General features: G+C 43.5%; 6 protein-coding genes and 1 pseudogene. All 7 read right to left on the bottom strand.

Translation table 11 applies throughout. The features are described 5' to 3' along the window. Window positions 1–261: pseudogene (locus tag IM509_RS16570) on the bottom strand (RNA-guided endonuclease TnpB family protein); the annotation flags it as partial. 536 nt (window positions 262–797) lie between these two features. Next, window positions 798–2,132 carry a flotillin family protein gene (locus IM509_RS16560; protein ID WP_052276717.1) on the bottom strand — a complete coding sequence of 445 codons (1,335 nt, stop codon included), beginning with the start codon at window positions 2,130–2,132 and terminating at the stop codon, window positions 798–800. A gap of 28 nt (window positions 2,133–2,160) precedes the next feature. Then, window positions 2,161–2,502, bottom strand: coding sequence for a hypothetical protein (locus IM509_RS16555; protein WP_052276718.1), 342 nt, complete (start codon window positions 2,500–2,502; stop codon window positions 2,161–2,163). Between the two features lie 49 nt (window positions 2,503–2,551). Next, on the bottom strand, window positions 2,552–3,118 hold the full coding sequence (locus IM509_RS16550) for a hypothetical protein (RefSeq protein ID WP_002784990.1): 567 nt from the start codon (window positions 3,116–3,118) through the stop codon (window positions 2,552–2,554). 511 nt (window positions 3,119–3,629) lie between these two features. Beyond that, the gene (gene hpsP, locus IM509_RS16545; protein ID WP_052276719.1) at window positions 3,630–4,805 is read right to left on the bottom strand and encodes a hormogonium polysaccharide biosynthesis glycosyltransferase HpsP; all 1,176 of its coding nucleotides are present in this window, start codon (window positions 4,803–4,805) and stop codon (window positions 3,630–3,632) included. Between the two features lie 460 nt (window positions 4,806–5,265). Further along, window positions 5,266–6,513, bottom strand: a complete 1,248-nt coding sequence (gene trpB, locus IM509_RS16540; protein WP_072926653.1) for a tryptophan synthase subunit beta — start codon at window positions 6,511–6,513, stop codon at window positions 5,266–5,268. Between the two features lie 137 nt (window positions 6,514–6,650). Beyond that, window positions 6,651–9,221, bottom strand: coding sequence for a DUF3536 domain-containing protein (locus IM509_RS16535; RefSeq protein WP_072926655.1), 2,571 nt, complete (start codon window positions 9,219–9,221; stop codon window positions 6,651–6,653). Between the last annotated feature and the right edge of the window lie 540 nt (window positions 9,222–9,761).

Genomic DNA, 9,761 nt, shown 5'->3' with positions numbered 1-9,761 from the left:
GCAATTATCGTAAAACCGAGTAATTGCCCGCAAGGTTCTTTCTACGGCAGTCTGGCAAGCATGGGAGTTTAAATCATCAACAAATTTAAACTCTTTCCTTAATGCTGTGTTGTACCGAAATAACTCTGTTTTGCCAACACCTGGATTATCCATCCAATAACGCAGGACTTTATTCCGAACAAATTGGGTTGTCCGTATTGCTTCGTTAATGGCTTCTATTTGATTAGGTTTTGGCTTGACTTTGTATTCTAGTACAAACATTTTGACACTGCTTGACTGAGTGTCAGTATGTTAGCACAAAATTCTTTAAGTTGACAATACATAGGGCTTGCTGAATAATGGTAAAACCCTTTTAAAATAAGGCTTTTGACCTGTTAAAATCCGATGTTCATGCTGCGAAAATCGGATTGAGACCCTCAAAAACCTTGCATTATCCTTCTTAAGTACCTAGGCAAAATTATTTACACATGACGATCATTGCCCCGTAAGGGTTTTAGCTCGATCGGGCAGGTAATTAATTTTGCATGACTACTTATAGTACATAAGCTCGTACGAAAAGAGAGGGCAACAAAGCCTGAAACGACCGGCTACTGACGACCGACGACCGACTCCTAACCCCACCAACAAACTTTTTGCCGCAAACCCTAATTAAGGTCGCGCACTGATTCTTTAAGTTAACTCTAAGCAAAAATGCAGGAATATCTTGATAGTGGCTTAAGACTGGGCTGGTTAATTGCTCCCATTAGTCAACAGGTAGCAATCTATCGCCAAAATCAGGCTATTGTGTTTTCTGACTGCTATTTTTCAATTTTATTGGTGAGAGTTCCGACCACATCAATACCGAGGGTTTGATGGACACTGGCGAGGAATTGATTGACGATTTCGGGATAGACTTTGATCAGAGCAGCGAGGGACTTACCATCACCATTATCAACGATATTAACTCGATCGAGGTGTAAGCGTTTAGGAATTTTAATCGCCTCCTCCAGGATAGTTTCTAACTGTTGAATCAAGAAAATTGCCTCTGCTTCGCTGCCGGTGTTTTGCCAGACTTCCGCAAACAATTCGTTAACCAAGGCTTCAGCTTTGGCATTTTCTTCAAAAATTGCCGCTTGTCCTCTAGCGCGGAAAGTTTCAGCTTCCTGCTGCGCTTCTGCGGGTAAAACTTGATCTGCTTGGAGACGTAATCTTTCCAATTCTGCTCTGACCTGTTGCAATTTTTCCTCAACTATAGCACGTTTTTCCTTAGCGGCGGCGATAGTTATTTCTTCTTCCGATTTAGCCTGTTGTTCCAGTTTTGCCTTTAACTTTCTCAATTCGTTTTCTTGCTCTAAAATGATAATTTGATCGCGGGTTTTAGCTACGGTTGCCTGTTCCTCACATTCCGCGACTATTTGTTCAGCTTCATTGAGGGCATTTGATTCAGCAATTTCAGCATCACGCATGACTAAAGCGATTCTTTCCCGTCCGAGGGAGTTAAGATAATCCACGTCATCGGCAACATTTTGAATTTTGAGAGTATCAATTTCTAAACCGAGTTTAAACAGGTCTTGACTGACGTTACTGGTAATACTTTCGGCAAATTGTAAGCGATCTTCGTTCACTTGTTCGGGGGTCATTGTTGCGACTACACCCCGCAAGTTTCCTTCTAAAGTTTCTTTAGCTACGCGAATAATTTCTTCTCGATCTCGATCTAAAAAACGTTCGATCGCATTGCCGACTATTTCAGGTTTAGAACTAACTTTCACGTTAGCAATGGCCACTATATTCAGGGGAATATTGCCCTTAGAATAGGCATTTTTAATCTCAATTCTGATCGGGGTTGTGGTGACATCCATGCGTTTAACGGTTTCTAAAATTGGAATACGAATCGCCCGACCCCCCGATATCACTCGATACCCCACATCCTGTCTATCTTTTGATTTGCGTTTCATCCCACTCAGGATCACTACTTCATTGGGTTTGCAAATACACAAAAAAGAATTGATAAACCAAATCGCACCAATCCCCAGAAATATCAATAAAGCGATGGGAACACTATTCAACAATAAATTGCCAGCACTGTTGTTATTATTGTTGTCGTATTGATTGGGATTGATTTGGATGAGATAGGAATTATTTTGACTATTCATAGTTAGTTACCCTTTGGTTTAGAAGAAATTACAAATCGCCTCTGATATACTTTTCCGCAATGACTAAAACTTTATTGTCCTGGCAATTGAGGATAAATGCTTTATCCCCGACATTAAATTGTTCTTCCCCTTCCGTTATCGCTACTATATCGATCAGACTATCCCCGACATTAACTCGCACTTTCCCCTTGCTATTTTTATCGAAGGGGATTTGAACAACTCCGATTAAACCGATGAGAGAGTGATAATCGACGATACTATTTACCTGTTGGTTGCAGCGTCTTAACTTGACTAAAATTAGGAGTAGAATGGCCAAACCAATACCTACCCCTAAAGAAATTAAAACGATTGTGAGCAGTTGAGCATTCATAAGTTTAGTTATTTACCGTTATAGTTGCCCCCAATCTAATTAACGTTAACTAATTCGAGACTTCGGCCATTTCAATCACGCGATCAGCATTATCTTTGACCAAAAAATTTAAAGGTTTATTGCGACGAACTTTATACTTTAAGCGTCGTGATTCCACCCGCATCAGAATTTGTTCTAAACAATCGTGATCAAAACAAACGTGACGATGACGATCCTTATAACCCGCGGTTGCCCCAGCAACGATGTGCAGTTGGGTATTTTTCTTTAACTGATACCATAAACCCTGGGGTTGATCTCCCAAAGAAGGGTTGGCAGTAGTCACAGCCGGATTACTAGACATATAAAATGGGTCAATCATATTATTGCCCATCGTCTGCTCATAATTGTAATAGTAATGGAGGGGGACATCGGCCGTGGGTAAATTTAAAAGTCCTTCATAAAATTGTCGGGCTGTCTCCAAATCTGTCACCATGATTGTATGAACTTTTGGGGCGCTAGTTAGAAACATCCACATGGCTAAAGCATAAGCGGCCAGAAGCATAACCATAATCCCCTGGGTGGACAGGAGAGTATCAAGAGGTAGGAAAGCGCCGAAGAAAAGATGATTTATCAACACTGATGTGATCCTATTGCCTAAGAATTTCTATCATTCCCTAATTATAATCACGACGCTGAAACTTAAGTGAACAGGGTGAGGAGTGACCAAGTTCCGTACATTTGTATTAAAATGCTCCCTACCCAGTTTAAATGCAGTACAAGTGAACTCAAATTCTCCTATGGGATGAATAAGTAGCTGGTTATAATTAAATTAAAAATGGATTTTAGGTTCGATCCCCCCTTAGTACTAGGGTTGATTCATAGTAGGGTTGATTCATGAATCAACCCTACCCTATAGTCCCCCCTTGATAAGGGTGGTGTCTGATAATTTTTAACGCCTACCTACTTAAATGATGAGATGATGACATTACGGACGGAAATATGAGGAATTAGCGGAGATGAAAGCGTATAGTGGAAATAGAGCCATCCCTAGAAAAGTGAGCTACTGTTATGAACTCTTTTGCGCTTCCCGTCTTTCTGCAATCAGGTTTAACCCTACTGGCATTTTTAGTGCTGGTTATCCTCATGGCCTAAATCTTAATCCGTCTGTCTAGATTTTCATAGACAGTTAACAGCTGTTCAGCGATCGCCGACCAACTATATTGATTTAAGACTAAATCCTTGGCATTTTTCCCCCTTTGTTGGCGAATTTCAGGATGAGTGATAGCCGTTGCCAAAGTATTAGTTAAATCCTCAAGCTGACAAGCTGTCACCCATCCCGCAGCCGCTGCTGCTACCGCAGGATGCAGATCCACCCGGTCGGAGATAACCACGGGAATTCCGGCAGCCATAGCTTCTGCCACTGCGATGCCAAAATTTTCATAGTAGGAAGGTAAAACAAATAAATCGGCCCTAGCGAGGAGGCTATTTTTGACTTCTCCAGTGACAAATCCGGTAATCGTCGTATTTTTGCCCAATATTGACCGCTCGATCTGATTTTTAATCCGATTTTCGTACTCCCGGTCCTGGGGATTGCCTCCTGCTAAGACAAAATGAAAATCTAGGCCTTTTTCTAACAACCTTTCTAAACTGGGCAGCAATAAATCTAGACCTTTTTTCGGATCAAGACGGGACATATAGAGGATGATCGGTTTATTTTCGGGAAGATCAAAACCCGTTACTGGTAAAGCTTGTGGGTTAAAAAAATCTACCCCTAGGGGGATGACAATATCCTTAGTTTTTATATTAAATCTTTCGGCAGTTTGACACTCCTGCTGACTGGTAAAATGAACTGCCGCCGCCGCCGCTAAATTGGGTTTTTCCAGAAAATTGGCATATATTTGTTTAAGTTGCCGTTTTTTTTGCAAATCTGCCGGATCGAGGGTGCCTAGGGGACGGAGAATATAGGGCAGTTGATGATAACGAGCGATCGAAGCCGATATACTGCTCACCGGGGAGAATAAAGCATGAATATGGGCGATATCGTAATCTTTTGCCCTATTAGCCAACCAAGTAAACAGATCAAGGGAAAATTTATAGCGTCGAAAGGGAGAACAGCGAAAATAATAGATTTGATAGCCATTTTGACTAACAGGGACCCCTAAAGGCACATCTAGGGGTGCTTGTCCCGTGTCACCATTGGAATCGGTGGTAATAATAGTCACCTCTTGGCCTAGTTGCGCCAAGGCCGCTGACAAACCGAGTACCATTTGACTGGGGCCACCATAAACAAGGGAAATCGAAGGAACAATCTGAAGAATTTTCATCGAAAAATTGGGTCAGAAACCCCGTCGTTCTAGGTTGGCTTTACTGTTAAATACTAGCGCATTTGCACGATATATGCTAGAAAGTGCCACTTAGAGCGACTCTAAGACCAGAACAGAGTAAATCTGTTAAGGCAGCTGGGAAACCGCTCAAGAACCCCGAAGAGGATATCAAATTCAGCTAGTCCGGAACAGGGAACGGTTCAAAACGAATATCAAATTTAGATGCACAATAGCTTATCCCTCTGATTTACCAGTTATCAGTAAACAGTAAGCAGTTATCAGTGATGAGACGGGGAGTAGGTAGCATTTTCATGGCTCAGTAAATAGTAATTAATCAAAAGTGAAAAGACAGCAAGAAACCGCCATTTAATAAGTAGGTCAGCCCCCCCTTATTAAGGGGGGCAGGGGGGGGATCACTTAATACTCAAATCTGATAACTGCTCACTGAAAAGGCTAAAGGTTAACCATTCATCGATAAATATTTAGCCACCGATTGCACATCTTTATCACCCCGTCCGGAGAAATTAATAACAATGCGAGGACTACCAGTTACTTGTGGGCAAAGAGTTTCTAAATAGGCTAAAGCGTGGGCAGTTTCTAGGGCTGGAATAATCCCTTCTAAACGGGAAACTCGTTGAAAAGCTTCTAGTGCTTCCTTGTCGGTGACACTGTAATATTCGGCGCGACCACTATCTTTTAAAAAGCTATGTTCTGGCCCGACTCCGGGATAATCTAAACCGGCACTAATTGAGTGGGCCTCGATAACTTGACCTTCGCTATCTTGTAATAAATAACTCATTGCTCCATGTAGAACCCCCGGTTGACCTTGGGTAAGGGTGGCGGCGTGTTTTCCAGAAGCGATACTTTCTCCGGCGGCCTCAACACCAATTAAACGCACGGCAGTTTCTTTAACAAACTCATGAAATAAACCCATAGCATTAGAACCACCCCCCACGCAAGCGAGGAGAATATCCGGTAAACCGCCCCATTTTTCCAGACTTTGCTGACGAGTTTCTTGACCGATAACCGCGTGAAAATCGCGCACCATCATCGGATAGGGATGGGGACCTGCCACAGAACCAAGGATGTAGTGAGTGGTTTCCACATTCGTTACCCAGTCGCGAATCGCTTCCGAGGTGGCATCTTTCAGGGTTCCTGTCCCGGCGGCCACGGGTTGCACCGTCGCGCCAAGCAGTCTCATGCGGAAAACATTGAGTTCTTGGCGTTCCATATCGTGAATTCCCATATAAATCACGCATTCTAGACCAAAACGAGCGCAAACCGTAGCGGTGGCCACGCCGTGCTGTCCGGCCCCGGTTTCGGCGATAATTCGCTTTTTACCCATACGTTTGGCTAATAAAACCTGACCGAGGGCGTTATTAATCTTGTGGGCCCCGGTATGGTTTAAATCTTCTCGTTTTAGGTAAATTTGCGCCCCAGTACCGTCAGCTTTGGCATAATGGGCGGTGAGACGTTCGGCAAAATATAAGGGACTAGGTCTGCCGACGTAATCCTTGAGCAGTTGATTTAATTCTTCTTGAAAATCGGGGTCGTCTTTATACTGATTATAGGCCGTTTCTAGTTCACTTAAGGCTGGCATCAGGGTTTCTGGGACGTATTTGCCCCCGTAGCGTCCAAAACGCCCAAAAGCATCGGGATACTGGCTTGCTGTGCTGGCTGAGGCGGTATAAATCGGCGTGATAGTCATGTAAACCTTCGATGAGAGACTTATGATCCATTATAAATCTAAGGGTTTAGTCTCTGGGTTAACCTGAGTTCTAGGGCAATCATCGCCTAACCTACTTAATCATCAAAGGGTGAGCATTGCCCACCCTTTGACTGATTTCACAGCCAAATACTCACATCAACTTTTAACACCTGTCCTAATAGTAATAACCATTTTAATTGAGTCATCGGCCAGGGACAGGAAACATCTATTGAATTAGACCGCAAAGAATTAGGAACTAGACGGTCATGGAAATAATAATAGTATAATTCCTGAGAGCGATCGAGGGATAATCCTAGCTTTAATTGTTGGCTAACTTCAATTAAACGGGTGATTAAGCGAGTATCCTCCTCCGCTGTTAAAGGATCACCATCGTGTAATAATTTCCCAAGAGATTGCCAGAGCAGACTTTCTAAGATTTGACGCGCTTCGGGGATGTTTAATTGACAGTGTAAATGATTGGCTTCCTTAGCAATAGCAAATAATTGATCGAGATTATTTTCCGTTGCTTGCCGCTGCTCAAAATCTTTTTCTAGGGCAGTAATCACCTGTAAACAACGGTGAGAAATGGCAATATCGGCCGCTACCTGTAACTCTTGAGGTACGGGCAGCTCATCCCGTTGGAAAGCCGCTAAAATGCCGTAATTATCCCGATAAACTTGGGTGTATAATTGATCGAGACGTTTTTTAGTTTCGGCTGTCACCTTCTGCATGATTCGGTGTCTTTCATCGGCAAAAAGATGGGGTAAAGCAAAGAAGTTTTCTCCCAATCCGCGCCCCATTTCTACGATCATGGTCGAAACACTGGCCTGTTGTAAAGATTCAAAGAGATGATCCTTAAGATTGGTATAGATTAACCGACTGTTAAACGGTTGAATGCAGCAGTAAAAATCCCAACCTCCTAAATGTAGAACAGCAAAGACAAAATGTTCACTTTCTTGGGTAATTTCCGAGGTTAATTCCACCTGTCCCACTGCTAAAGTTAAAGACCCGATCGCTTGTTTTTGATAATCTAATTGACGGGTATTGTAACAATAAATCCGATGATGACTAGGATAATTGGTAAATAGGGAACTAATAGCGTAATGGGCCGCCACCCGTTCCAAATCGACCCGCGCAGAAGTGACCAATTGTCGATAGACATCGGCCCCATCTTGATATAACTTAACGTTACTGGGAGCGAAAGCTAGACGACTGAGGAAATTCATTTCTAATTGAATTCCAGCCACTTCTCCAGCTAATTCCAGGGACCGGCCAGCATATCTCAAAATTTGCGTACCTTCAGGTCGAGAAATTTCCTCAAAAAACCAGCCACAACTGGTAAACATCAATAAAGCTTGTCTTTGCATTTCTAATAAACGCAAAGCATCGATTTTCTCGCTTTTACTCAGGTTGCGACTTTGATGCAGGGCGAGGAAATGTTCGATTGCGTCTGGGGATCGATCTAAAATAACTGCAATGTAGTCATCCCTTGTCTGCCAAGGATCCCGGAAAAATTCCTGTCCCTGAATCTCATAGACCTTAATCAACTCATCTCTGAGCCAATTTAGGGACTCCCGCAGGGGTTTACGCCATTTTTGCTGGTAATTTCCCCCTCCCCCGCAACCACAGTCATCCTGCCAACGATTTACGCCATGGACGCAACTCCACGCGGTCACGGGTTTTAATTCCACTTCCCAAGTGGGGGGGCAAATACTGAGATAATGGGCGAAATTGGTGACTGTCCAGCCGTTTTTAGGGAAAGATTCCGTAAAAGCATAGCTAAGACACTTCTCTGTCCCCTGTTTGTGGTGGCCGAAGGTTTCCCCATCGGTAGCGACGCTGATTAACTGGGAGGGACGATGATCCCCTTTAATTGCTTGTCCCAGACGACCGACGAGAAAATCACTGCTGGCTAGGACATCATTAAAGCCCATATCGCGAGAAATTGGACCATCGTAGAAGAAAATATCCAGATAACGACCATCGGGGATGTAACAGCGATAGGGACGGGTGGGATCGATTTGACCTCCGGCCACTGCGTGCCATTGGGGATGAGGATCCTGGTCGCTAGGGAAAGGACGACAGCGCAGGGCCTGGGAAGGGGCTAAAATGGTGAATTTAATCCCCTCATCGATTAAAGCTGTCACTGTGGCTAAATCAATGGCTGTTTCCGCTAACCACATTCCTTCGGGATCCCGGCCGAAACGATGCTGAAAATCGGCTTTTCCCCAGCGAATTTGGGTGTATTTGTCCTGTTTGTTGGCTAGAGGCAGAATGATATGATTATAGACCTGGGCGATGGCGTTACCATGACCGTTTAAGCGTTGACAACTTTTTTGATCCGCTGTCAGGATGCGTTGGTAAACTTCGGGATCATGGGATTGCATCCATGACATGAGGGTGGCCCCGATGTTAAAGCTGAGATATTCGTAGTTATTGACTATTTTGATCACTTCCCCCCGGTCATTGTAAATGCGCGCAAAAGCATTGGCACGATAACACTCGTGATGGATGCGTTCATTCCAATTGTGGAAGGGATGGGCGCTCGGTTGCCGTTCAATTCTGTCTAGATAGGGATTTTCTCGCGGTGGTTGGTAAAAATGTCCGTGAACCGTGATATAAACTCCGTGAGCGGTTTTCAGGGGATCGACCCCCGTATCGGTATAGGAATAAAAGGTTGTAGAAGGATGTTCAACAAGATAAGTCATAGAAATGCCTAGAAAATCGTTTTTTTTTGAGCGAAAATAGCTGTAGAATGTAGCGACCTGATGTTTAAAAAAACTGAAAACCTGGCCGTTTTTCACGGCCTTGGGGTCACAATATCACATTTTATTTTCCTAGCAAAGCTAGGGTTAACAATTCGCAACTTCTCTATACACAGCACTAAGTAGGGTCTGCTGAAAAAGTTTTTCCTAGGGGCAGGGTGTAGGGTGTGGGGTGTGGGGTGTGGGGTTTTACCCATTTTCATCGGGTAAATTACCTAATTTTCAGGGAAAAAGTCCAGGAATTTTCCCCCCGACCACTCCCATATCTGGTACTTTTTGATTGACAAAAAGTCTAAAAGTCTTACCCAACAAGGTTTTTAGATTTATTCAGCTAACCCTAAGTAGGGTCTGCTGAAAAAGTTTTTCCTGGGGGTAGGAGTCAGGAGTCAGGAGTCAGTAGCCAGTCGTTTCAGGCTTTGTTGCCCTTGTTTTGTGTACCAAGCGATGTACTACAAGAAGGATAATGCAAGGTTTTTGAAAGTC

It is taken from the genome of Microcystis sp. M31BS1, assembly GCF_020245285.1.
GTDB classification, from domain to species: domain Bacteria; phylum Cyanobacteriota; class Cyanobacteriia; order Cyanobacteriales; family Microcystaceae; genus Microcystis; species Microcystis panniformis.
The sequence above is the reverse complement of the archived record's forward strand: the minus strand, read 5'-3'. Positions and strand labels throughout refer to the sequence as shown.